Origin of the sequence: Marinobacter sp., assembly GCF_044799475.1 — a bacterium.
Lineage (GTDB): Bacteria > Pseudomonadota > Gammaproteobacteria > Pseudomonadales > Oleiphilaceae > Marinobacter.
This window is the reverse complement of sequence record NZ_CP085217.1, coordinates 3862310-3885799: the sequence shown is the minus strand read 5'-3', so window position 1 is coordinate 3885799 and position 23490 is coordinate 3862310. Positions and strand designations below refer to the sequence as shown.

The 23490-nt window shown below is 59.6% G+C and carries 16 protein-coding genes; 8 read left to right on the top strand and 8 right to left on the bottom strand.

Annotation, left to right across the window (positions count from 1 at the left end):
- Positions 1 to 334: 334 nt before the first annotated feature.
- Positions 335 to 1315, top strand: coding sequence for an NADPH:quinone oxidoreductase family protein (locus LG327_RS17780; RefSeq protein ID WP_404363993.1), 981 nt, complete (start codon positions 335 to 337; stop codon positions 1313 to 1315).
- 19 nt (positions 1316 to 1334) lie between these two features.
- On the opposite strand, the gene LG327_RS17775 is transcribed toward LG327_RS17780, so the two are convergent.
- From LG327_RS17775 to LG327_RS17740, 8 genes are all read right to left on the bottom strand, one after another.
- Entirely contained in the window at positions 1335 to 3161 is a 1827-nt protein-coding gene (locus tag LG327_RS17775) for a long-chain-acyl-CoA synthetase (RefSeq protein WP_404363991.1), read from the bottom strand.
- A gap of 92 nt (positions 3162 to 3253) precedes the next feature.
- Positions 3254 to 4093, bottom strand: a complete 840-nt coding sequence (locus LG327_RS17770; RefSeq protein WP_404363989.1) for an SDR family oxidoreductase — start codon at positions 4091 to 4093, stop codon at positions 3254 to 3256.
- Positions 4090 to 6111, bottom strand: coding sequence for an acetyl/propionyl/methylcrotonyl-CoA carboxylase subunit alpha (locus tag LG327_RS17765; RefSeq protein WP_404363987.1), 2022 nt, complete (start codon positions 6109 to 6111; stop codon positions 4090 to 4092). Before LG327_RS17765 ends, LG327_RS17770 begins: the two co-directional genes overlap by 4 nt.
- A 9-nt stretch (positions 6112 to 6120) precedes the next feature.
- Positions 6121 to 6954, bottom strand: coding sequence for an enoyl-CoA hydratase/isomerase family protein (locus tag LG327_RS17760; protein WP_404363985.1), 834 nt, complete (start codon positions 6952 to 6954; stop codon positions 6121 to 6123).
- 13 nt (positions 6955 to 6967) lie between these two features.
- Positions 6968 to 8128, bottom strand: coding sequence for a citronellyl-CoA dehydrogenase (gene atuD / locus LG327_RS17755; RefSeq protein WP_404363983.1), 1161 nt, complete (start codon positions 8126 to 8128; stop codon positions 6968 to 6970).
- Between the two features lie 387 nt (positions 8129 to 8515).
- The gene (locus LG327_RS17750) at positions 8516 to 10132 is read right to left on the bottom strand and encodes an acyl-CoA carboxylase subunit beta (RefSeq protein WP_404363981.1); all 1617 of its coding nucleotides are present in this window, start codon (positions 10130 to 10132) and stop codon (positions 8516 to 8518) included.
- Positions 10133 to 10143: 11 nt separating this feature from the next.
- The gene (locus tag LG327_RS17745) at positions 10144 to 11010 is read right to left on the bottom strand and encodes an SDR family oxidoreductase (protein ID WP_404363979.1); all 867 of its coding nucleotides are present in this window, start codon (positions 11008 to 11010) and stop codon (positions 10144 to 10146) included.
- Complete coding sequence (locus LG327_RS17740) at positions 11007 to 12824, bottom strand: acyclic terpene utilization AtuA family protein (protein ID WP_404363977.1); 1818 nt, start codon at positions 12822 to 12824, stop codon at positions 11007 to 11009. Before LG327_RS17740 ends, LG327_RS17745 begins: the two co-directional genes overlap by 4 nt.
- A gap of 147 nt (positions 12825 to 12971) precedes the next feature.
- Here LG327_RS17740 and LG327_RS17735 point away from each other — a divergent pair, with 147 nt between their 5' ends.
- From LG327_RS17735 to parE, 7 genes are all read left to right on the top strand, one after another.
- Complete coding sequence (locus tag LG327_RS17735) at positions 12972 to 13595, top strand: TetR/AcrR family transcriptional regulator (protein ID WP_404363975.1); 624 nt, start codon at positions 12972 to 12974, stop codon at positions 13593 to 13595.
- A gap of 227 nt (positions 13596 to 13822) precedes the next feature.
- A complete protein-coding gene (locus LG327_RS17730; RefSeq protein WP_404363973.1) occupies positions 13823 to 14884 on the top strand; it encodes a hypothetical protein in 1062 nt (353 codons plus the stop codon).
- A 39-nt stretch (positions 14885 to 14923) separates the two neighbouring features.
- Positions 14924 to 15934, top strand: a complete 1011-nt coding sequence (locus tag LG327_RS17725) for a putative solute-binding protein (protein WP_404363971.1) — start codon at positions 14924 to 14926, stop codon at positions 15932 to 15934.
- A gap of 22 nt (positions 15935 to 15956) precedes the next feature.
- Positions 15957 to 18008: a TRAP transporter large permease subunit gene (locus LG327_RS17720; protein WP_404363970.1), complete on the top strand. Its 2052-nt coding sequence runs from the start codon at positions 15957 to 15959 to the stop codon at positions 18006 to 18008.
- 152 nt (positions 18009 to 18160) lie between these two features.
- Positions 18161 to 20815, top strand: a complete 2655-nt coding sequence (locus LG327_RS17715; protein ID WP_404363968.1) for a S8 family serine peptidase — start codon at positions 18161 to 18163, stop codon at positions 20813 to 20815.
- Positions 20815 to 21324: a protease complex subunit PrcB family protein gene (locus tag LG327_RS17710; RefSeq protein WP_404363967.1), complete on the top strand. Its 510-nt coding sequence runs from the start codon at positions 20815 to 20817 to the stop codon at positions 21322 to 21324. The genes LG327_RS17715 and LG327_RS17710 overlap by 1 nt, the downstream gene beginning before the upstream one ends.
- 240 nt (positions 21325 to 21564) lie before the next feature.
- A complete protein-coding gene (gene parE, locus LG327_RS17705; RefSeq protein WP_404363965.1) occupies positions 21565 to 23460 on the top strand; it encodes a DNA topoisomerase IV subunit B in 1896 nt (631 codons plus the stop codon).
- Positions 23461 to 23490: the final 30 nt, after the last annotated feature.

Genomic DNA, 23490 nt, shown 5'->3' with positions numbered 1-23490 from the left:
CGCAATGTTACCGACTGTCTGACTCAAGGCCAAGCAGCGAAGCATCAGCCGGGACGCTGGTCCCGTAGTAATGGGATGTCCGACGGGTCGGGCCTGCGTCAGTTGTCTCGGTCAGGCCCTGGATCGAGGGCGCAGGATAGCGGAAACCGCTCCGGGAATCATCTGGTGGCGTGGAAGGCAGTTGTCATTTCGTTTTGATCATCGCGGGGTCCGATCAGCCGGACTGATGCAGTTTCATAAGATCTGTTTATTTGATTCATATTATGACTGAGTCTAGTTTGGTCGGTATCCGGCGTCATCCCCGGCGCCCGTCGTCAATCTGCGGAGTGGGACAATGAAAGCCATTTTGTGCAAGGAATACGGCCCGGCTGAATCGCTGGTCATCGAGGAAATCAAAAGCCCCGAGGCGAAAGGCAGTGGGGTCAAGGTGAAAGTGAAAGCGGCCGGACTCAACTTTCCCGACACGTTGATCATTGAGGGCAAATACCAGCTCAAACCGTCCATGCCATTTTCACCGGGCGGGGAGATGGCCGGTGAGGTAATCGCAGTGGGCGAAAAGGTAACCCGCTACAAGGTGGGCGACCGGGTAATGGGCTTGACCGGCTATGGCGCCTTTGCCGAAGAAGTGGTGGTCGCTGAGAGCAATGTGCTGCCAGTGCCGGAAGGCATGAGCGACGAAGAAGCCGCCGCCTTCACCATGGTGTATGGCACGTCGTACCACGCCCTCAGGCAACGGGCGAACATCCAGCCAGGCGAGACCCTGCTGGTGCTGGGTGCCAGCGGCGGCGTGGGTCTGGCCACTGTGGAACTGGGCAAGGCCATGGGCGCTCACGTTATTGCTGCGGCGAGCAGCGCCGACAAGCTCAAGGTGGCGCAGGAAGCGGGCGCCGATGAGGTGATCAATTACACCGAGGAACCGCTCAAGGAGGCGGTAAAGAAATTGACCAGAAACCGTGGCGTGGACGTTGTCTATGATCCCGTGGGTGGCGAGTTCACCGAGCAGGCCGTGCGGGCCATGGCCTGGAATGGCCGCCACCTGATCGTTGGATTTGCTGCAGGCGACATTCCGAAAATTCCGGCCAACCTGACCCTGCTGAAGGGCTGCTCCGTGGTGGGTGTGTTCTGGGGTGCGTTTACCCAGAAAGAGCCTGAGACCAGCCTGCAGAACATGAAAGATCTGTTCGGTCTGTATGCCCAGGGCAAGATCAAGCCCAGAGTCAGTGAGGTGTTTCCCTTCGAGGAATACGAAGCGGCGCTGAACGCGCTGACCGAGCGCCGGGCCAGGGGCAAGATTGTGCTCCGGGTTGCTGACTGACCTCCGCAGAGCGCGGGGCTCAGAAGTTGAACTGGCCCTCGTCAATCTGCTTTACCAGATCGCCATCAAGCCGGGTGTAACCCGCGCTTTTTGGCAGCCAGGCGTACACATCGTCTTCACTTTTCGCTAGTGAATACCCCAGATTCCTCAGATCCACCTTCTTGTATTTAAAGGTACCGGTCTTCTCGATGCTGTCCGTGACCCGCAGGAATACAGGCACCGCATAGGCCGGCAGGTTTTCGTTCAGGTAGCGGAAGAGTTCGTCCGCATCGAAAACCTGGCCCTCCTGGGGGACCAGAGTGACCATGCCTGCCTTGCCATTGGTGGCGGGAATCTCGACGCCGTAGCAGATGGCTTCGTCCACCATGCCGGATCCATCAATGATGTTTTCAACCTCGGTGGTGGAAACATTCTCGCCTTTCCAGCGGAAGGTATCACCCATCCGGTCAACGAACTGCAAGTGGCCGCAGCCGATGTCCCGTAGTGCATCACCGGTGTTGAACCACTGGTCCCCTTTTTTGAAAGCGTCTCTCAGAATCGATTTCTCGGTGGCTTCCTTCTGGGTATAACCCTCGAAGGCCCATTTTTTGGAGATTTCTCCGATAAGCAGGCCCGGCTCACCTTTGGCTACTTCCTCCATGCGGCCTTTTTCGTTGCGGACAGGGTTCCGGGTGCCGTCGTGAAACTTTACGAGCTTGTAGGGCGCCGTTGAGAATCCCACGGTGTTGTCCACATTGAAAAAATTGCTGAATCCGATGTTGCCCTCGCTGGATGCGTAAAGTTCTGCCACGGTTTCGATGCCGAAGCGTTCTTTGAAGGCTTTCCAGATGGAGGGCCGCAGCCCGTTGCCGATCATCTTGGTCAGGCTGTGATTGCGATCCTGTGGGCTGGGTGGCTGGTTCAGAAGATAACGGCAGAGCTCGCCGACATAGCCAAAGGTGGTGGCCTCAAAGCGTCGCACGTCATCCCAGAAGGCGCTGGCGGAAAAGCGCCGGCGGATCGCGATGGCTGAACCACCCGCCAGTGCAGAGCCCCAGCACACCAGCAGGGCAGTGCCGTGGTAAAACGGGAGGGTGCAGTAGAGCACGTCGTCCGGTGTCATGTTCAGGGACATCAGGCCAAAGCCGCCATAGGCCTTGACGAACTTGCGGTGCGAGCCCGGGGCCGCCTTGGGCAGGCCGGTCGTACCGGATGTAAACAGGTAAACGGCGGTATCCCCCATTGTCGGCGGGTCGCTCAGGGTCGGGTTGTCGCTGTTATAGGCGCTGACTTTCTCCGCCAGGTTGGTGTAGCCTTCCGGGGCTTCTCCAAAGGCATTGATCGTGTTGAGATCAGCCATGAAAAGCAGGGGCCTTTCGTGGCTCAGCCTGACTTCGGTGCGGACACCCTCAAAGACATCCAGCACCTCTTTTCCCACCACGATCATGGCAGGGCTGACCAGATTGATGCTGTGCTCCAGCACCCGGCCTTTCTGGGAAGTGTTGAGCATGGCGCAGACCACGCCTATCTTGGCCGCGCCGGTTACCGTGGCCAGAAGCTCGGGCCGGTTTTCGAGGAAGATGGCGATAGTGTCGCCCTTTTTCAGGCCCTGGCCCCGCAGATAGTGAGCGATCCGGTTGGCCCAGCCGTTGAACTCGCTGTAGGTCAGTCGGCGGTCCTCATACAGAACCGCGGGGCGGTTACCATATCTGTCGGCATTCCGCTCAATCAGGGTTCCCAGCGTCAGCTGTTTGCGTTCATTTTTGAGGGAGTAGTAATAAAAGCCCCTGGCGATGGCGGGAAAGCGGCGGAAAACGCCAGGCAGGTGGCGGACAATATCACGGGCGGAAATGGTATCCTGGGTCATGCTTTATCCATTATCTGGGGACTATTGTAATTGTTATGGGCCTTCTGCAATCGGGAGCAGAAGGCCGGAGCCCGGCATTGGAATGTCCCGGCTCAGTCCAGAAACAGGTCATCCATCAATGGTTCGTCACCTGAGGAATAGCGGTACTGGTCGAAATCGGTGACGCCAGCATCCCGCAGCACATCTTCGTCAATCAGTGTCTGGCCGGTCCGGGCATTACCCCGGTGGCTGAGGATGTTGAGAACTGCGTCCGCCATGATGTCGGGTTTGCGTCCTTTTTTCATCATTTCGGGCCCACCGACTTCAAATTCGATGGCCGCAGTGGCTATAAGCGTGCGGGGCCAGAGGGAGTTGACGGCGATGCCATACTTTTTGAATTCCTGCGCCATGCCGAGGGTCAGCATGCTCATTGCATATTTCGTGGTGGTGTAGGCGCTATGCTGCGCAAACCATTTCGGGTTCATGTTCAGGGGTGGGGAAAGGCTGAGGATGTGGCCCTGGTCTGACTCTTTCAGCCATGGCAGTGCCGCCTGGCTGCAAAGGAAAACCGCCCGGGCATTGACCTCGTGCATCAGGTCGTAGCGTTTCACCGGAAGCTTCTCTACGCCCTGAAGCCGGATGGCGCCAGCATTGTTCACCAGCATATCGATGCCGCCAAAATGCTCGGCCGCTTCTTTCATCCTTTCCTTGACCAGTTCCTCGTCCCGCACATCCAGCATCAGCGGCAGAGCCTGACCACCGGCTTCACGGACCTCGTCCGCCACGGTGTGAATGGTGCCCGGTAGCTTCGGGTGCGGCTTGTCGGACTTGGCCGCGATAACAACATTGGCGCCTTCCCGGCCGCAGGCCAGGGCAATCGCCCGGCCGATACCGCGGCTGCCGCCGGTGATGAAAACAGTCCTGTTCTTCATGGAGCTATTGTTGGTGCTCATGCTTCAGCCTCCTTTCCGGGAGCCAGGACCGGGTCTTCATCTTCCGCTGCCAGTTCAACCAGCAGCTGATGACGACGGACCTGCTCCCCTGGTGCGGTGTGTAGTATGCCGACGTGGCCATCCCGGTCAGCCTTGACCGGATGTTCCATTTTCATGGCCTCCAGCACAACCAGGGTGTCGCCCTTTTTAACAGTATCGCCAGCTTTGACCAGTACATCCACAATGGCGCCATCCATGGTGGCCTGCAACCGGCCCGAACCCCCGGCACCGCTTTCTCCCGGAGCTTCGTGGGTAATATCCACAAATTCCAGGGAGCGGCCGGCTGCCTGCAGATACAGGTGGTTGCGGTTAAGGACATAGCGGCAACCCTGCCGGACGCCGTTTTCGATGTAGTACAGAATATCGTCCGTCAGCGAGCTGACCGTGATCCTGCCTGTTTCGCCAGGCCTGCAATCGGTCTTTCCCTCACCCTTGTGCCAGGCCCACTGGACTTCAATCTCGTCAAGGCGTTGCTGAATCTGAACTGCGAGCTCGGTATCGTCCAGCCGAAGCATCATTGGCAGCCGGGTTGTGAGGCTGTTGCTCCAGCTGCCGCCGGTGTCCTGGCGCCGGGCGAACAGGGTGGCCGCCAAAGTGATATCGGTAAGGGTGGCTGAGACCGGATGCATCGACGGATCGTCAGCGAATGCCTGGTCGAGGAAAGCAGTGGTGGCTTCGCCCGCGCCGAAGGTGTCGTCCGCCAGAATCCGGCTGAGGAAAAAGCGGTTGGTGGTGACTCCGGCAATCAGGGTGTCCTGCAGGGCCCGCAGCAGCCGGCGTCGTGCGTCGTCCCGGGTGGGACCCCAGGCGATGACCTTTGCCAGCATCGGATCGTAATGGGGTGTTACCGTGTCGCCACTACGTACGCCAGTGTCGTACCGTACACCGGCCACCTCCGCGGGTTCGAAGCGGTGCAGAGCGCCGGTCTGGGGGGTGAAGCCGTGGGCGGGGTCTTCCGCGTAAAGCCTTACCTCGATGGCGTGGCCATTCAGGCTGATTTCTTCCTGGGTCAGGGGCAGGGGACGGTTCTCGGCTACCGTTAGCTGCCAGGCAACCAGGTCCTGGCCGGTGACAAGTTCCGTTACCGGGTGTTCCACCTGAAGACGGGTGTTCATCTCCAGAAAATAGAAGTTGCGTTCCCTGTCCACCAGGAACTCCACCGTGCCGGCGCCTTCGTACTGGCAGGCAAGGGCTGCCTTGACCGCAGCTTCCCCCATGGCCTTGCGCAATTCGGGCGTGACGAAGGGGGACGGTGCCTCCTCCACCACTTTCTGGTGCCGACGCTGGATCGAGCAGTCCCGTTCACCCAGGTAGACGGCATTGCCATGTTTATCGGCAAACACCTGGATCTCGATGTGTCGTGGCTCGATCACAGCTCTTTCCAGGATCAGCTCGTCATCGCCAAAGGCATTGCGGGCTTCCGACCTGGCCCGCTGGATTTCATCCCGCAGATGCTTTTGCTCATGCACCAGACGCATGCCCCGGCCGCCGCCGCCTGCGGAGGCCTTGATCATCAGCGGGTAACCTATGTCACCGGCTGCCTTCACGAGCTCGTCATCACCGGCCCGGTCACCTTCAAAACCCGGCACTACAGGTACCCCGGCTTCCTGCATGGCGATCTTCGACCGGCGCTTGCTGCCCATCAGCTCTATGGCGTGGGATGGCGGACCGACAAAGGTGAGGCCGGCTTTCTGGCAGGCTTCCGCGAAACCGGAATTCTCCGACAGGAAACCATAGCCCGGATGGATGGCATCGGCTCCGGCCTTGCGGGCAGCCTCCAGGATCGCCTCGATGTTCAAATACGAAGCATTGACCTGAGCCGGGCCGATAAAGACAGCTTCGTCCGCTTCGTGCACGTGCAGGGCACTGGCATCGGCTTCCGAGTAGACCGCGACCGTGCGGTAACCCAGCTCGCGGGCGGTTCGAATGATCCGGACAGCAATTTCGCCCCGGTTGGCGATCAAGAGCTTGGTGAGCATGTCGGTTCCTCAGGACTTGTCGGATGAGTCGGTTTCAGCCCAGCGGGGCGGCCGTTTCTGCATGAAGGCCATGGTGCCTTCGGCGCCTTCGTCGCTGCGGATGGCTTCAGCGAACTGGCTGGCGGCATCGTCCAGCAGCCGGCTCATGGGCTCATGGCCGACCCGGTGAAGCAGGGCCTTGGTAACCGATGTGGCATGGGGCGCGCACTTGCGGACCTGCTCAATGGCTGAAGCAAGGACTTCGTCGACCTGGTCACCGGTTTCGCAGAACTGGTGGACCACCCCAAGTCGGCTGGCTTCAGCACCGTCAAACCTCATACCAAGCAATGCCAGTCGTCTGGCCTGGGTCAGGCCGATCCGCTCCACCACAAAGGGAGCAATCTGGGCAGGGATCACACCGAGGCTGGTTTCCGGCAGGCCGAAGCGGGCGGAGGCGGCCGCTATGGCTACATCCGACACACAGGCCAGGCCAAACCCGCCGCCCATCACGGCGCCTTCCAGAATGGCAATCACCACTTTTGAGGAGTTGTTTACCTGTTCGATCATCCGGCCGAAGGCCCGGTTGAGCCGGTAGAAGGGATCTTCCCCGCCTTCTTTTGGAGACTGACCCCGCGCGCCCGCCATGTCCCGGATATCGCCCCCGGCACAGAAGTGGCCACCGGCGCCGCGCAGGACCACCGCGCGAACCCCTCCATCGTTTTCAATGAGGCTGAACACGGTTTCCAGTTCCGCCACCATGGTCAGGCTCATGGCGTTGCGGGCCTCGGGACGGTTCAGGGTTACGTGCAGGACCTGGTCCTTCTGGACCAGTTCCAGGGTCTCGCACTGGGGAAAGTTACTCATGTTCGCCTCCGGATTATTGCTTGCGTTTGCCGGGCAGGGTGCCGGAGAGCTTGCAGATGATGCCAAGCATGATTTCATCGGCACCGCCGCCAATGGATACCAGCCGCACGTCCCGATAGGCCCGCGCCAGCGGGTTTTCCCACATGTACCCCATGCCGCCCCAGTACTGCAGGCAGCTGTCGGTCACTTCCCGGCCCAGGCGTCCGGCCTTGAGCTTGGCCATGGAGGCGAGCTTGGTGACATCCTTGCCCTGGATGTGGAGCTCGCAGGCCTGGTAGGTGAGGGCGCGAAGGGCTTCGACCTCGGTCTGCAGCTCTGCAAGCCGGAAGTGGATAACCTGGTTGTCGATCAGGGGCACGCCGAAGGTCTCCCGGCTGCGGCAGTATTCAATGGTCTGGTCGATGCAGGTTTCCAGCGCCTTGATCACATTGGCGGCGCCCCAGATGCGCTCTTCCTGGAACTGCACCATTTGCATCATGAAGCCAGTGCCTTCGGCGCCGATCCGGTTACGCTGGGGCACGCGGACGTCGTCGAGGAATACCTGGGCGGTCTCCGAGGACCGCATGCCGAGTTTGTCCAGGTGCGGCGATACAGAAATGCCGGGGGTTTTCATGGGCACGATGATCAGGGACTTGTTCTTGTGGGGCTTGTCATCGGAGGTGTTGGCCAACAGGCAGATGAAGTCGGCCTGTGGCGAGTTGGTGATCCACATCTTGGAGCCGTTGATAATATAATCGTCACCGTCCTTGCGGGCGGTGGTTTTCATGCCTGCAACGTCGGAGCCTGCACCCACTTCGCTGACCCCGATGCAGCCCACCATGTCGCCGGCGATGGCGGGAGCGAGGAATTCCTTTTTCTGCTCATCAGAGCCGAAGCGTGCCAGGGCAGGGGTGCACATATCGGTCTGCACGCCGATGGCCAGGGGCACGCCGCCGCACTGGGCGGTACCCAGCTCTTCCGCCGCCACCAGGTTGTAGCTGTAGTCCAGACCCATGCCGCCGTAGGCTTCCGGCTTCTGGATGCCGAGTATGCCCAGGTCTCCGAGTTTTTTGAAAACCTCCCTGATGGGGAAGGTGCCAGCCTTTTCCCATTCATTGGCGTTGGGGTTGATTTCTTTCTGGACGAAATCGCGAACGGTTTTTCGGATGGCTTCGTGTTCTTCGGTGAAGATCATTTTTGTTCTCTCCGTTGTTTTCTGGTCAGCGCGCCTGATGTCTCGGTGCGTTTATGCTGAGTTTGGCGGCAGGGATGGGGACCTTCTTTCAGAAACACGCCCGTAAATACATCCCTGTAGGGCTCGGGTGTGGCCATCCCTGGCCACACACGGTTTCTGAAAGAAGGTCCCCATCCCTGCCAATGTCTGAAAATCCGGTTGAGTCCTGCTGAACTCTTTAATCTTTCTTTACCTTGAGATAACTCGTGGTCCGATGAGGTGGAGTGGGAGTCCTTTTCCGGGACCGTGAGGGGCCAGGGATGGCCCCGCCCGAGCCCTACATGGACGTACTTGCGGGCGTGTCCCGGAAAAGGACTCCCACTCCGCCGCCACTCCCGGCAATCAGTCTTACAGGCGGGCCACACCGAAAGTATTAGGCCGAAGAGGACGAGCCTCCGCCTCCCGACAGACTGAAAGCACCATCGCCAGCACCCTCCGTGTATCCCGGGGATCGATCAGCCCGTCATCCCAAAGCCTGGCCGTGCCGAACAGGGCGGTGGAGCCGTCTTCCAGCTTCTTCGCCGTCGCCTGCTCCAGAAAATCCAGAGTTTTGGTATCCGGCTCGATGCCGCTGCGCCGCTGTTTGTCCTCGGCCACGATCCTCATCACCTTGCCCGCCTGGGCCGGGCCCATCACCGCCGTACGGCTGTTGGGCCAGGCGAAAATGAACCGGGGATCCAGCCCTCGCCCGCACATGGCATAGTTGCCCGCGCCATAGGAGCCGCCGATCACCACCGCAATCTTTGGCACCCGGGCGTTGGCCACCGCCTGCAGCATCTTCGAGCCGTGCTTGATGATGCCGTTCTGCTCAGAGTGGGTTCCCACCATGAAGCCGGTGGTATTGTGGAGAAAAAGAAGCGGCGTTCCCGCCTGATCGCATAACTGGATGAACTGGGCTGCCTTGGTGGCACCCGCAGTGGTGATCGGGCCATTGTTGCCAATGATGCCGACCGAGTGGCCCTCAATGCGGATGGTGCCGCAAACGGTCTGGTCGTCGTAACCGGATTTGAAATCCATGAACCCGGAACCATCGGCGATCCGGGCCAGTACTTCCCGGACATCGTAGGGCTTTTTCGGATCCGAAGGGATCACACCCAGCAGCTCCTCCGCGGGATAAAGGGGTTCCTCCCATTCCATTTTACGGGCCGGGGGCAGGTGCTCGTTCCAGGGCAGGGCTTCCATGATGTTGCGGGCATGGCGGATGCCGTCGGCATCGTCGGCGGCCAGATATTCCGCTGTGCCAGCGACGTCTGCATGCATCTGTGCGCCGCCAAGTTCCTCGTCGGTGGCGACTTCGCCAGTAGCCGCCTTCAGAAGTGGAGGCCCGGCGAGGAACATTTTGGCCTGTTCCTTCACCACCACCACGTAATCGGAAAGCCCTGGCTGATAGGCCCCACCAGCCGTGGCATTGCCGTGGACCACCGTGACCTGTGGGATGCCAGCGGCGGACATGCGCGCCTGGTTGGCGAAGCCCCGGGCACCCAGCACGAAGATGTCGGTGGCGTAGTTCAGGTTGGCGCCACCACTTTCCGAGAGGGATACCACCGGGAGCTTGTTCTCCATCGCGATCTGCTGCAGTCGCAAGGTCTTGTCCAGTCCGGCTGGTGTGATGGTGCCGCCCTTGATGGCGCTGTTGCTGGCGACCACCAGGCAGCGGATTCCGCTGATCATGCCAATGCCGGCAATGATGCCGCCGCCAGCGAGGCTGCCGTCCTTGTCGTCATGCATCTTGTAGCCGGCAAGAGAGCAGAGCTCGAGGAAGGAGGTGCTCCGGTCAAGAAGCCGGTTGATGCGCTCCCGCGGCAACAGCTTGCCTTTTTTGGTGAACTTTTCCCGGGCCGCTTCGGCCAGGTCCAGCACTTTCTGTTCGACCTCCCGGAATGTGTCTATATGGGCCTGCATGACCTCGACATTGCCGCGGAATTCCTCGGACTGGCTGTTGAGCGTGGATTCAATGGTCTGCATGTTGCCTTTCCTCACTCATCTTTCAGTACGTTTGGCTTTGTGCTGCGGTGGAAGCCATTGAAGGGCTCGTTGTTTTTCGCTTTCGGCAGGGGCCAGACCCTTCCTCCCTGGGAGGAGCCGGCGTCAATGCGCAGGGTGTCGCCACTGATGTAGGCTGCCGCCGGGCTTAGCAGGAAACAGATGGCTGAGCTGACTTCCGCTTCTGTTCCCAGACGCTTGATGGGCACAGCGTCAGCGAGGCTGCGAATCCACTGCTTCATGGACTCCGGGTAGCTGTCCATGCCGCTGGAGGCGATCCATCCCGGAGCCACCGCGTTGACACGCACTCCGGAGGTACCCCATTCCACCGCCGCTGTCTGAGTGAAATTGACCATGCCGGCCCTGGCTGCCCCTGAGTGGCCCATGCCGGGCATGCCGCCCCACATGTCGGCGACGATGTTGACGATCGCACCACCGGTTTTTGACAGCTTCTGGGTGTAGGCCTCGCGGGCCATCAGGAACCCGCCGGTCAGGTTTGTCCGGACAACCGTCTCCCAGCCTTTCTGGTTGATGGATGCCAGGGGAGAGGGAAACTGGCCGCCGGCGTTGTTCACCAGACCGTTGAGCCCACCGTGCTGGTCAATGATTTCCTTCACGGTGGTTTTGACCGCTTCTTCGTCACGGATATCGCAGACGTGGGCCGAAGCGATGCCCCCGTCCTCGGTGATCTCAGCCTTTACTGTCTCCACTTTTTCGGCCTTCCGTCCCACCAGCGCCACGCGGGCACCCAGGGAGGCCAGTTCGTGGGCGGTGCAGCGGCCGATGCCAGAGCCGCCACCGGTTACTATGATGGTCTGGCCCCTGAAAAGGTCAGGGCGGAATACGGACTCGTAGCTCATGATCTGTTTCCTTTGTTCAGAACATCCCGGGCCACGGGCACGGGCATTTCGAGTAGTTGCTGGGCAAAGGCCTTGCCCTGGGGGTCGATGCGGAGGCTTGCCACCCCACCACCACCCAGGCTGTGTTCCAGCAGGAAGTTGAAGGCCTGAATTCCGGGGAGGGCCCAGCGGGTGACCTTGCCGTTTTCCGGATTCAGGGTGTGGGCCATCCAGTCCGCGACGGCAGCGTCGGTGACGGCAGCCTGGATAAACGGCAGATATTCCGGCCGGCGGGCAATCACGCCGATGTTGCTGTGGTCGCCCTTGTCTCCGGACCTGGCCCAGGCCAGGTCGATGAGGGGAACGCTGGTGTCTGTATCGGGGCTGGCAGCTTCGGGCTGTTCAGCGTCCAGAGAGGCCGGGTCGAAGCCGGTTTTGGTATCAATGGTTACCGGAACCCGGTCGCCGCCAATGCCGACCTGAACAGTGACCTCTGTCTTGGGAACCAGGCAGGAATAGAGACGGATCTTGGGCCATACCGTGGGTCGCCCCCCCACAATGCCGGTAATCCCCGGCGCCATGCCAGTGGCCGCCTGGGCGATCTCCCGGGAAAACAGTACCAGCGCTTTCTTGTTGGGGTGGGCGGTGCTGATCTTGACCACCACTTCCCGGCAATCGCCGGTTTTGCCGTGGGGTCCGTAGGTTGTCTCCGTGCCGAGCAGTTCCACGCTGGTTTCAGAATAGGGGCCAAAACCCCGTTCCTCGAACAGGGCTGAGGTCTTCTGCAGAATGGCCCGTGAAACCCGCTCGGCCTTGGCTTTTGCCTGGATGCCGGCCAGCAGGAAGGTGACCGTGCACTTGAAACCGTCCGGCCAGGTGCCGGAGGCCTTGTAGGTGCCGGTGGGAGGCAGGCCTTTTGCTCCGGTGACGGTTACCTGGTCTTTGCCGGTTTCCTCCAGAGTGACCCGGGTGAAGTCACAGGTCACATCTGGCAGAAGGTAGGCCCGGGGATCTCCGATTTCATAGACCAGCTGCTCCGCTACCGTACCCCTGGTAACCTGGCCGCCGGTGTCTTCGGGCTTGGTAATCACGAAGTCGCCATTTGCGGATACTTCCACTATGGGGAAACCCATGTCGGCGTAGCCGTCCGCAACTTCTTCCCAGTCGGTAAAGTTGCCGCCGGTTGCCTGGGCGCCGCACTCCACCAGATGGCCGGCAAGGCTGCCCTGGGCGAGCCTGTCGTAATCGGTCCAGCTCCAGCCGAATTCATGGACCAGCGGTGCCAGCACCAGGGCGCTGTCGGCGATCCGGCCGGTAATGACTATGTCAGCTCCCTGTTCCAGAGCTGCCACCAGTCCGGGGGCCCCCAGGTAGGCGTTCAGGCTGACCATCATGCCGGGCATGGGCGCACCGCTGGACATTTCGGTGATGCCAGCCTGGGCGAGGGCCTTTTTCCTGGGCAGCAGATCATCACCCACCACCAGGGCAATTTTGAGGTCCACTCCCGCCTCTTTACACAGGGCCTCGAGCGCATCCCGGCAGGCGACCGGATTAACGCCGCCAGCGTTACTCAGTACCCGTATGCCTTTTGCCTTGATCTCGCCCAGCAACGGGCCCATCACCGTCTGGACAAAATCCCGGGCGTAGCCGTCTGAAGGATCTTTCATCTTCTGGCCGGCCATGATCGACATGGTGATTTCAGCAAGATAGTCCGATACCAGGTAATCCAGGTTGCCCTTGCTGACCAGCTGGCGGGCAGCGGTTTCCGTGTCTCCCCAGAAGGCGGCGGAACAGCCGATGCGGATGGTCTTGTCGGACGTGGCGTTGGATGCCATGAATCATGCCTCGCGGGTTGGCTATATGGAGTCGGCGAGCAGGTATGTGCTCTTTGGTGATCCGACAATACCAAGCAAGCGCTTGGTTTGTAAACAGGGGATTTAGAGGTAGAATGCATGCTCCTGTCACGACACACTGGAACACCTGTGAATCAAAAGAAAATCCTGCAGACACTGGTTGCCGAGAATCTGGTCTCTGACCCCGCCGGAGCCAGGGGAAGACTGCTCAGAGAGGCTGCGCGCCTGTTTCGTGACAAGGGCTATGAGCGCACTACTGTGAGAGATCTTGCCGCTGCCGTGGGCATCCAGTCCGGCAGTCTGTTTCATCACTTTCGTACCAAGGAAGACATTCTCAAGGCGGTAATGGTGGAAACCATCCGGCTGAATACGGCAATTATGGAGGCCGCCGTGGAGGAGGCGGAAAGTGACCGCGACAAGCTCCGGGCGCTCATCTATTCCGAGCTTGAATCCATCATCGGTCAGACCGGAGAGGCCATGGCCGTGCTGGTGTTTGAATGGCGCAGCCTCTCCGCCGGGGCCCAGGCCGAAGTGCTGGAACTGCGGGAAATCTACGAGAATCTCTGGCTTGATGTCCTGGGCTCGCTGGCAGAAAAGAGGGTGATTACGGCCGACCCATTTGTTACACGGCGGCTGCTCACCGGTGCTCTCAGCTGGACCGTCACCTGGTACCGCCCCCAGGGTGGCATGAGCCTCAATGATCTCACCGACCAGGTTGTTGCCATGCTTGGGCTCAACCCCGCCGAAAGCTGACCGGCGTTTTCCGCTCCTTCCGTCTCCTTCTGCTTCATTGCCGGTGAGGCAGTAATCACTGCAATTTGCTCTATTGCTTTCCAGTAAATTTCTGCGGTTTTTCAGTAAACACGACATCTCCGTGGCCTGGTTCACGGAACCAGGTCAACAGGCATGCTAAAAAGCAGGCGCTAACTTGCGGTATACAAAAACTTACCTGAATTTACAAAGCGCAGGCACCCGGAATCATGATTCACGCAACCCCTATGGCCCTTCTGCGGACTCTTGCCAGACCCCTGGCGGCGCCCTCATTGCTGGTGGCAATGACGGGTTGCTCCTCCTTCCATCCGATCTACACCCCCATGGGGGATGTGCTTGCGAGTTATTCAGAGGCCAATGCCACGCCCTACACCATGCAGATGTGGGATTCCCGCATGGCCTGCACCCAGGGTGAGGCGCTGGACCCTCTGGTCTACTCATTTACAAGGGTGACAGCCGCTCCCGATGAAACCGGTTCCCTGCTTATGGAACTGGCAGCCAATTGCAGCGAACTGGAGGCCTGGGAGGCAGAGCTGGATTATTTGCGTGCGGATTATGCCGGAGATATTCCTGCCGCAAAGGACGCCCGGGAGCGAAGCAAACGGTTCAACGGAGAAACAGCAAAACGCCGCTACGTTGCTTTTCAGCGTGCCATGGCTGCCTACAACTATGACCCGGCGGACGAGGCTGCCCAGTGCCCGGTGTTCATTGAAGAGCGTGACGAACTGACTTTTCTTCTTGGCCTTCTGACCGGTCTGCAGGCCATAGTCAATGACGCAAACTCCGGTTCCCTTGCCGGGGTTCCGAGAAATATCGCCCCCCAGGCCGAGCGCGCTGCCCAGTGCGTTGATAACGAAAAGTGGGGCGGCATACCCAATGCACTCCGGGCCATGGTGTGGCTGCTGATTCCCGATACCCGCCCGGACCAGTCCCCTGACCCCTGGGTGGTCTTTGATAACAGTGCCCAGTTGGGCATTGATGCTGGTATCCGGGCGTCAATGGCGCTGCAGGTGGTCGCCGCCGAAACCTTTGGCCGGAAGGATGTTCGTGAGACCGTCATTGCCCGTTTCGTCGAGGCGGAAGACACCATCGATGTGTGGGACGACTACCGGCTTGTGGACACAGTCGCCGGCGATGTCATCGAGTTCTCGTCAGACAAATACTGGACGGCCAATTATGGTCATCGCACACCGCCAAACCGTTTTGGTTCACTGACTGAGCAGGATGAAGCCGGTTCGGTTGAAGTGATGGATCTGGACGGCTTGCTGTAAACCGATTGGATAAAACAATAAAGGACCAGGAGGTCTCTCATGTTGCGCAAGACAGCTACAGCTCTCATTTTCTCCCTGACCGCCCCGGCAGTTGCTGCGGAGCCGGTAAAAATGTGCGTCTTTGATGTCATCGGTGCCAATGGTGATATGTACAACATGATCAAGGACTATGCTCTTGAGATGAAGGCACAGGGTGTCGACTTCGAGCTGCGTCCGTACACGGATGAAGGCGTAGCGGTAGGCGATTTCAATTCCGGACAGTGTGAGGTTCTGGCGGCCACGGACCTGCGCACCCGCCCGTTTAACCGATTCACCGGCAGCATTGGCGCTGTCGGCGCGGTTCCCACCTACGACGATCTCAAGACCGTACTGGCCACCCTGGCCCAGCCCAGGGCGGCGAAGCTGATGAAAGAGGGTGATTATGAAGTGCTGGGTATTGTGCCGGCGGGCGCAGGTTACCTGTTTGTAAATGATCGCAGCATTGACACGGCGGGTGAACTGGCCGGAAAACGCATGGCGACTCTGGAGTACCAGAAAGACGCCATCCATATGGTCAATCACATCAAGGCCACTGTGGTGCCGTCTGATATCACCAACTTCGCCGGCAAGTTCAATAACGGCTCAGTTGACACTGCCTACGCCCCCGCATTCGCGTACGAAGCTCTTGAACTATACAAGGGCGTGGGAGACAAGGGCGGCATTGTTGACTACCCCCTGGCCCAGCTCACCATCCAGATTATTGCAAAGGATGGTGTGCTCAGCGATGAGGTGGCCCAGGCCTCCCGCGAAGTTGCATGGGGTATGTATGGCCAGGCCATGGATATGGTTACCCGCAACGAAAAAAACATCCCTGAAGCCAAGTGGATCAGGATCGCTGGAGGCGATATCGAAGGCTATCAGGAGATGTTCCGGGAAAACCGCATCCAGCTCCGTGACGGAACCGGTGGCGCCAGCAAGGTCTATGACCCCCGCATGATGGGTCTGCTCAGCAAGGTTCGCTGTTCCAGCAACCCGGGTGCTTCCGAATGTACGGCAAATAACCGCGAATAACCCTGACGGCTGAACCTCTATCATGAATTGGCGCTCGCTTACCGCAGTCAGGCCCACCACGCTTTACCCTGTGCATCGTGTGCACGGGGTAGTGCTACTGCTGCTGCTCATGTTTACCCTCCTGCTTGGCATGGGCAACTCCCTGCATTCCCGCCTGCTGTGGATTGGGGAGCAGGCCTGGCCAAACTACTACCTGCTGGATCCGGAGGCTCAGGAGCCCACCTGCAACCTGAACAGGGACATAGGTGCCGAAGTTCAGCGCCGGATGGATGAGTACCAGCCCGATCCCGATGCCCTTTTCAGCTCACCGCCGGATCCGGACAAGTTGCGGGAATCCCTGCAGAAAAATCTCGAGAACTGTGAGCTCAAATACCTCGCCTACCAGCACAATCAGGAACACGCGACCCCCGCGCTTGCCGTATTCAAGACAGTCGAGCAGGGCATGGCAGATTTTCTGCTGACCAACATTGACCTGATGAAGTTCCTTTTCATCGGCATGTTCGCCATGGCCGCGGCGATCTCGGCATTTGATGCCGACCACATCGCCCTTAGGCTGCCGCGCAACCGGGGGGAATGGCGGCTGAGTCAGGGCGTCCAGCTGTTGGTCAACGGTCTGATGGTATTTTCACTTCTGTCCTATGTGGGGCGGCTTTCCTCGGCTCCGGACACGGCCGACACCATTTTCCTGCAGCATACCTGGGCGGCGGTGTTCGGTCTGTTCATGGTGCTCAATCTGATGCGGCTTTTCTCGGTGCCAGAGCGCATGCGGCCAGGCAACATCAATGCCTCCTCGCCTCTGGTCGTGCCTCTGCACTGTTCCATGGCGCTGATTGCCATGGCTTATTTCCTGTTTATCGATGGATACAGTTCGGGCCTGGCCATCTACTTCGGCATGATGACCAACCTGTCCTCCATGTTCATCAATATCGGCCTTTACGTGCTGGTAGGCATGGCCCTGAAGCAGACCCGGATTCCAGAGCTGCTGCTCAATATCATCAAGCCATTCAAACTCCCCGCACCTCTGCTCGCCTCGGTAATGATTTTTGCCACGGCGTTTCCCACGGCATTTACCGGCGCTTCCGGTATTTTCATTCTGGCGGTGGGTGGTGTGGTTTACGACGAGTTGCGCAAGGCCGGGGCGGGTCGCCAGCTGTCACTTGCCACCACGGCCATGTCAGGCAGTCTGGGGGTGGTGCTGAATCCCTGCCTGCTGATCGTGGTGATTGCCGCACTCAACAAGGAAGTGACCACTAGCGAACTGTACGGCTGGGGGCTCTGGGTGTTCCTGCTGTCTGCCGTGCTGTTCACCCTTGTAGTATGCAAGACGGAAGGTAACTGGCGTCCAGGGCCGGTGCCCGGCGCATTCCGGGAAGCACTGAAACAGTTCCGCCCTCTGTTGCCCTATGTGCTCACCGCCGGGGGCGTAATCCTCACCATCTGGTTGCTGCTGGACCTGAAGTTCAACGAATACAGCGCTCCGCTGATTCTTCCGCTGGTGATGCTGGCGCTGGTTTTTCTTGATGCAGGGCGGGACAGCCGTGAGGCGGGGGAAACCCGCAGTCAGGCCTTCTGGACGAGAAGCACTTCTGCAGCCAGCGATTCGGCCGTGCATATAGGAGCCCTGCTCGCCCTGATCGGTTTTTCCATCTGTCTCGGGGGCATTCTGGAACGCTCTGATATTGTGCATTCCATATTCCCGGAAAGTCTGGGCAGTCCCTGGCTGGTGATGATGGTGGTGGTGGTCATGCTGACGTGCATCGGTATGGTGATGGACCCCTTCGGTGCAGTGATACTCGTATCAGCCACCATCGCCCAGGCGGCGATTGGCCTGGGCATTGATCCATTGCACTTCTGGATTGTGTGTCTGGTGGCTTTTGAGCTGGGGTATCTCAGCCCCCCGGTAGCCCTCAACCATCTGCTGACCCGCCAGGTGGTGGGTGAAAGCGAAGTTCTGGCGGCAGAACGTACAGGTACCTTCTGGCACAGGTATGAGCGGCTGCTTCTGCCGCTGGTGGTGATGGGGACTACACTTCTGCTGGTGGCGTTTGTGCCCATGCTGTTTTACGTGCCCTGAGCGGCTTCTGCACTGCTTCTTCTGAAAACCGCCTCCTTGTGAGGCGGTTTTCGTTTGCATCCATCCCTGATCATGGGGCGTAATCAGGATAAGATGGAGATGTCAGACGCCAGCATCCGCGGAATCAGAACAATCAGGCTCAAGGGTTACTCATGGTTTTGAATCACACGCTAAAATTCTGTGCTCTTTCAGTCTCTCTGGCTACCCTGATTGCCGGGTGTAGCGGCGGCTCGGGGGGCGACGACGAGGACCAGGACGCGCTCAGCGGCGTGATAAAGATCGAAAGTGGCTCCAGGATTGACTCGGATACCGCCGATGATTTCCGGCTTGGCCTGGCACAAAGCAACGACACTCCCGGTAACGCTCAGACGCTACCCGGGACGGGTGTGGTCGCCGGTTATGTCAGCGCCACTTCAGGTACCTATCCGGCATCCAACCCAGGGGAAGCTTTTCAGTACCAGGCGGACAGCACTGATAACTGGTCAGTTGAATTGTCGGCTGGCGACCGCGTTGCCCTGCAGGTATTTCCCGAAGGCACGGGAGAGAAGCCTGCAACGCGTCTTGACATCACAAGGGATGGCAGAGATGCGGGCTGCACTGACTGCAGCGGTGACCCACCATTTGTCTATGTGGTTCCGGACGATGTCACTGGGCCCACTGGCCATACGCTGACCATAGTGGCTGAAAGCGGCGGGCCTTTACGTTACGTCCTGACAGTCTCCACCAGAGGCGCCGCTTCGGCGATGAATGTCAGCTATGAGCATGGTGATTTCAGGCCAGGTGAAGCGATTGTCCAGATGACTCCTGACCCCCCGGCTTCCGGTTCTTTTCGAGTCAGCGCGCAGGCGATGAACGCCGCTGAGGCACGGCACCTGGGGCGGGGTCTGTGGCACCTGCGGCAGGCGTCTGCGCAGCGTGCCCGAGCGTTGACCGGCGATGCACGGGTTGAGGCGCAAAAGGAAACCCTGAAATGGATCCGTACCCTGGAGCGCACGCCGGATATTGAAATGGCTGAGCCCAATTACCTGTATCGGAGCCAGGCAGTTACGCCGGATACCAATCCTCTGTATGAACTGCAATGGCATTATCCTCTCATCAGCCTGCCCACGGCGTGGCAGGTGGCACCCAATGCCGGCTTCGGAGTCGGTATCGCGGTTCTGGATACGGGGCTATTCAGCACGACGCCGAGCTCCTACGGTGACTGGCACCCAGACCTGGCCGGCAATGTTCCTGCCACCAATACACGGATAACGGATTTTGTTTCCGGGACCCTGGACATCGATGAGGACCCCGATGCGGACCCTGATAATCCCGGGCGTGACAAGAATCCCGCTGATCCGGGCGACGGTCAGCGCCAGAGCAGCACTTTTCACGGTACTCATGTTGCCGGTACTGCGGCTGGAATAGACAACAATCTGGGGATCATCGGTGTGGCGCCGTTTGTCCGGCTTATTCCGGTGCGGGTGCTTGGCCGGGATGGTGTTGGCTCTTCTGCAGATCTCATCGATGCTCTGAACTGGGCGGGAAGCCAGAGTGATATTGATGTCATAAATCTGAGCCTGGGCGGTCTGGGACGCAGCCAGGGGCTGGAGAATGCCATCGAAGCGGCATTCAATAACGGCAAACTGGTGGTCGCTGCGGCCGGCAATCAGGGTAGTGACCAGCTTACCTATCCTGCTGCGTTCGACAATGTGGTGGGCGTGGGCGCTGTAGACGGTGCAGCTGTCCGGGCATCCTATTCCAATTTTGGCGGTTCGGTGGACCTGGTGGCCCCGGGCGGCGATGCCACCCGCGACGCTAACCTTGATGGCAATGCCGATCTGGTAATCAGTGCATGGGGTGACGATTCGGTTCAGCCGCCCCAGCCCAACTATGCTGGCCTCCAGGGTACCTCAATGGCGGCGCCGCACGTGGCGGGTGTCTTCGCCCTGATGAAGGAAGCGGCGGTCAAGAAGCCGCTGTCTCCGGGTACGTTCTTTGCCCTGCTGAAAAACGGGGAGCTGACAGATAACGTGGGTAATCAGACAGAATACGGCGCCGGGCTGATCAACGCCCTGAAGGCGGTGAATGTGGTTCGTGACGGCACGGTTAGCACCGTCATGGGCGCTTCGCCCTCCGCGCTCCAGTTCAGCAGCGGCCAGACCAGCCAGAGCCTCAGCCTTACGGTTTATCCTGAAAATGAGACAGTCACTCTTGGGAGCGTGGAAAAGCCGGAATGGCTGAGCTTTCAGCCGGCTATTGCCGAAGCCGGTGTCGCCCCGGTTACCCTCACCGCCACCGTGGATACTTCCATGCTTGAGCAGGACAGACTTTTCCGTGATCGTGTGCTGATCTCCTACGGAAACCAGACGTCCCAGGACCGGGTCCTTGAGATCCCGGTGTCGGTGCAGCTGGGAGAGCAGGCTGAAGAGCGGAACGCAGGCCGCCATTACGTGCTTCTGGTGAGCACAGGCACGGAGCAGGATACCCTTCAGCAGCAGGTGGTCGAGGCCCGGGATGGCCGGTATCCGTTCAGCTTCGCCGAGGTCGAACCGGGTGAATATTTCCTGGTTGCCGGAACCGATACAGACAACAACGGCTTTATCTGTGAAACCGGTGAGGCCTGCGCAGAGTATCCTGTGAATGGCCTCCCCGAGCCGATTGCCATTGGCGAGTCGCCCGTTTCCGGCGTGGAGCTGACCACCAGTTTCAGACGGCCTACTGTAGAATCCCTCGGCCTGCCCCGTGTCGGATTCAAGGGATACCGGCTATTGCCGCAAGACGGAAATGAAAATGAGCCCCAACGCCGCGTCGAAAGGTCAGAATAATGATGAAAAAACTCCGCAAGTCGCTTCAAATCGCTTCAGTTCTGGCACTGGCCCTGTCCCTCAGTGCCTGTGCGAGCAACGATCCGGTGGAGGAAAAAGTGCTTCCGGATGGCGGCGTTGCCCGTCAGTTGACAGCCTCCAACCACTGCGGGCTAACAGCGCCTGGGCTGGTTCACCTCTCAGGCCCCGGGGAGCTTGCAACATTCCAGGACGGCTCGGCACAGCATCTGAGCCTCGCCGCTGCCGAAAAGCTGGATTTTGAGCGGGAGCACCTGTTGATCGTGTCTCTGGGTCAGAAGTCCACCGGCGGCTATGGCGTTACCCTGGCTTCCAGCAATCTGCGCGATGATGTGCTGCGAATAAAGGTCGAGGTCCGGACGCCGCCGGAGGACAGCATGGTGACCCAGGCTCTGACCACGCCCTGTGCCGTGCTGGCCGTTACTGCCACCGGGTGGGAGAAGCTTCATGTAAGCGGGGAGGGCCTGCCGGAGATGGTCCGGAACCGGTGAACAGGGCGCAGCCCGTCTGGGGCTGGGGAGGCAAAGCAATCGGACAGGTCTTTCCAGAACACGCTGTGAATACGTCCATGTACGCTCGGCCTCCGCCATCCCTGGCTCCGGACGGTTCTGGAAAGACCTGTCCGATTGCTTCCATACGCACCACCATCCACAAAACAACCGTTGATCTTTCGCCCCGAATCCCTAAGCTAGAGCCCTTCAGTTTTAACGCTCCAGAGATGTAGCCCGCCTATGAGCCAGAAAGAATACAACGCTGACGCAATCGAAGTACTGAGTGGCCTGGACCCGGTCCGCAAGCGGCCTGGAATGTACACGGACACTTCACGGCCAAATCATCTGGCTCAGGAAGTTATCGATAACAGCGTGGACGAGGCGCTGGCGGGACATGCCCGGCGTATCGACGTGGTGCTCTATGCCGACGGTTCCCTGAGTGTTGAGGATGACGGGCGGGGCATGCCAGTTGACCTCCATAAAGAGGAGGGGCTTCCCGGGGTTGAGCTGATTCTGACCCGCCTCCACGCCGGCGGCAAGTTCTCCGAGGGCAATTACAGCTTCTCCGGCGGCCTGCACGGCGTCGGGGTATCCGTGGTCAATGCCCTGTCGAGCCGTCTGGAAGTGACCATCAAGCGTGATGGCCAGATGCACCGGATGACCTTCGCCAACGGGCACAAACTGACAGAGCTGGAAGTTATAGACACGGTGGGCAAGCGCAACACCGGCACCCGGCTGAAGTTCACTCCCGACATCAGCTACTTCGACAGTCCAAAATTCTCCATCAGCCGCCTGCGCCACAACCTGCGCGCCAAGGCGGTGCTCTGCCCCGGCCTGATAGTTACCTTCTTCCAGGAGGCGAGTGGAGAGAAAGACGAATGGTGCTATGAGGATGGTCTGCGGGACTATCTGAGAACCGCTCTCGCCGATCTCGAAGTGGTGCCCCAGGATCCCTTCACCGGAGAGTTCGCCGGCAACAGGGAAGAAGTCCACTGGGCGATACAGTGGCTGCCAGAAGGGGGGGAGGGCGTGATGGAAAGTTACGTTAACCTGATCCCAACGGCTCAGGGTGGAACCCACGTTAATGGTCTGCGTAGCGGCCTGCTGGAGGCCATGCGGGAGTTCTGTGAGTTTCGGAGCCTGCTGCCCCGGGGGGTAAAACTCTCCCCCGAGGACATCTGGGAGCGCTGCGCCTATGTGCTCTCCTTCAAGATGCAGGACCCGCAGTTCTCCGGACAGACCAAGGAGCGGCTGTCCTCCCGCGAGGCAGCTGCTTTTGTCTCCGGTGTAGTCAAGGATGCGTTCAGTCTTTGGCTGAATCAGCATACTGCGGTGGCCGAAGTGCTGGCGGAGCTGTTCATCAGCAATGCCCAGCGCCGCCTCAAGGCCAGCAAGAAGGTCGCCCGCAAACGGGTCACCTCGGGCCCGGCCCTACCGGGTAAGCTGGCGGATTGCTCCGGCGCGGATACCAACCGTTCAGAGCTCTTTCTGGTGGAGGGCGATTCCGCGGGCGGTTCCGCCAAGCAGGCCCGGGACCGGGAATTCCAGGCGGTGATGCCCCTGCGTGGCAAGATACTGAATACCTGGGAAGTGGATTCCGGTGACATCCTGGCCTCCCAGGAGGTGCATGACATTGCAGTGGCCATAGGAGTCGACCCGGGTTCGGACCAGCTTGGTGGCCTGCGCTATAACAAGGTCTGTATCCTCGCCGACGCAGACTCGGACGGCCTGCACATTGCCACCCTGCTGTGTGCGCTTTTCGTCAAGCATTTCAGACCGGTGGTGGAGGCGGGCCATATTTTCGTTGCCATGCCGCCCCTGTACCGGGTCGACCTGGGCAAGGAAACCTTCTATGCCCTGGATGAGCATGAAAAACAGGGCATTCTGGATCGTATCGAAGCGGAAAAGCGCAGGGGCAAGATCTCGGTGACCCGATTCAAGGGCCTTGGTGAGATGAATCCGCTGCAACTGCGGGAAACCACCATGGCTCCGGATACCCGCCGCCTGGTGATGCTCACCCTTGCCGACGGCGATGATACGGATGAGTGCATGGACATGCTGCTGGGCAAAAAGCGGGCTCCGGATCGGCGAGCCTGGCTTGAGGCCTACGGTAATATGGCCGATCTGGCGACCTGAAGCACGCCGCCGGGATGCTTTATGCTTTTG